This is a genomic window from Kitasatospora sp. NPDC048298 (genome assembly GCF_043201465.1).
Lineage (GTDB): Bacteria > Actinomycetota > Actinomycetes > Streptomycetales > Streptomycetaceae > Kitasatospora.
This window is the reverse complement of sequence record NZ_JBICYZ010000167.1, coordinates 1-1,718: the sequence shown is the minus strand read 5'-3', so window position 1 is coordinate 1,718 and position 1,718 is coordinate 1. Positions and strand designations below refer to the sequence as shown.

Below are 1,718 nucleotides of genomic sequence, written 5' to 3'. Positions count from 1 at the left end.
GGCCGGGGGGGGGGGGGGGGGGGGGGGGGGGGGGGGGGGGGGGGGCGCGGGGCGCCCCCCCCCCCCCCCCCCCCCCCCGGCCCATCGGCGGGCCCGTGCGACGGCATCTGTTCGGTATCAATTCGCCCAGGGCGTAGGGCAGACCTGGCGAAGAGGACGGAATCACGGGCCCGGCAGAGTACCGTCGGATAGCGAGACCGAGCGCCGTCGGCGTTGACGGTCCACAGCACCAGGCCCCGGAACCCTGCGGGGCCCCTGGCGAAGGGGAAGCACCTCGTGGCACGCATCGGAGACGGTGGCGACCTGCTCAAGTGCTCGTTCTGCGGCAAGTCGCAGAAGCAGGTGAAGAAGCTGATCGCCGGCCCAGGCGTGTACATCTGCGACGAGTGCATCGACCTGTGCAACGAGATCATCGAGGAGGAACTCGCCGAGACCTCCGAGGTGCGCTTCGAGGAACTCCCGAAGCCTCGCGAGATCTACGAGTTCCTGGACCAGTACGTGGTCGGCCAGGACCTCGCCAAGAAGGCGCTGTCGGTCGCCGTCTACAACCACTACAAGCGCGTCCAGGCCGGTGAGGCGGGCCGCAGCGGTGGCAACGGCCGCGAGGACGCCATCGAGCTGGCCAAGTCCAACATCCTGCTGCTGGGCCCCACCGGCTCCGGCAAGACGCTGCTGGCGCAGACCCTGGCCCGGATGCTGAACGTGCCGTTCGCGATCGCGGACGCCACCGCGCTGACCGAGGCCGGCTACGTCGGCGAGGACGTCGAGAACATCCTGCTCAAGCTGATCCAGGCGGCCGACTACGACGTCAAGAAGGCCGAGACCGGGATCATCTACATCGACGAGATCGACAAGGTCGCGCGCAAGAGCGAGAACCCGTCGATCACCCGGGACGTCTCCGGCGAGGGCGTGCAGCAGGCCCTGCTGAAGATCCTGGAGGGCACCACCGCCTCGGTGCCGCCGCAGGGCGGGCGCAAGCACCCGCACCAGGAGTTCATCCAGATCGACACCACCAACGTGCTGTTCATCGTCGGCGGCGCGTTCGCCGGCCTGGAGCGGATCATCGAGGGCCGCGCGGGTGCCAAGGGCATCGGCTTCGGCGCCAACATCCGCTCCAAGCGGGAGTCGGACGCCAGCGACCACTTCCGCCAGGTGATGCCCGAGGACCTGGTGAAGTTCGGCATGATCCCCGAGTTCATCGGCCGTCTGCCGGTGATCACCAGCGTGCACAACCTGGACCGCGAGGCGCTGCTCCAGATCCTCACCGAGCCGCGCAACGCGCTGGTCAAGCAGTACCGCAAGCTGTTCGAACTGGACGGCGTGGAGCTGGAGTTCTCCCGGGACGCGCTGGAGGCGATCGCCGACCAGGCGATCCTGCGCGGCACCGGCGCGCGCGGACTGCGGGCCATCATGGAGGAGGTGCTGATGTCCGTGATGTACGAGGTCCCCTCGCGCCAGGACGTCGCCCGCGTGGTGGTCACCGGTGACGTGGTCTCCAAGCACGCCATCCCCACCCTGGTGCCGCGCGACATGATCAAGCGCGAGCGCCGGGAGAAGAGCGCCTGACCCGAAGACCCGCACACGAGAGGGGCCCCGCCCCCGCTCCGGGGGGGGGGCCCCCCGCCGGGGCGGGGGGGGGGGGGGGTGGGGCCGGTATTGCGGGGCGGGGGGCCCGGGGGCGGGCGGGGGGCGGGGGGTCGGGGTGGGGGGGGGGGCCC

Annotated in this window: 1 protein-coding gene; it reads left to right on the top strand. The window is 71.0% G+C overall.

Features of this window, described 5'->3' with window-relative positions:
• Positions 1 to 276: 276 nt before the first annotated feature.
• The gene (gene clpX, locus ACGF0D_RS44205) at positions 277 to 1,566 is read left to right on the top strand and encodes an ATP-dependent Clp protease ATP-binding subunit ClpX (RefSeq protein ID WP_045696864.1); all 1,290 of its coding nucleotides are present in this window, start codon (positions 277 to 279) and stop codon (positions 1,564 to 1,566) included.
• Positions 1,567 to 1,718: the final 152 nt, after the last annotated feature.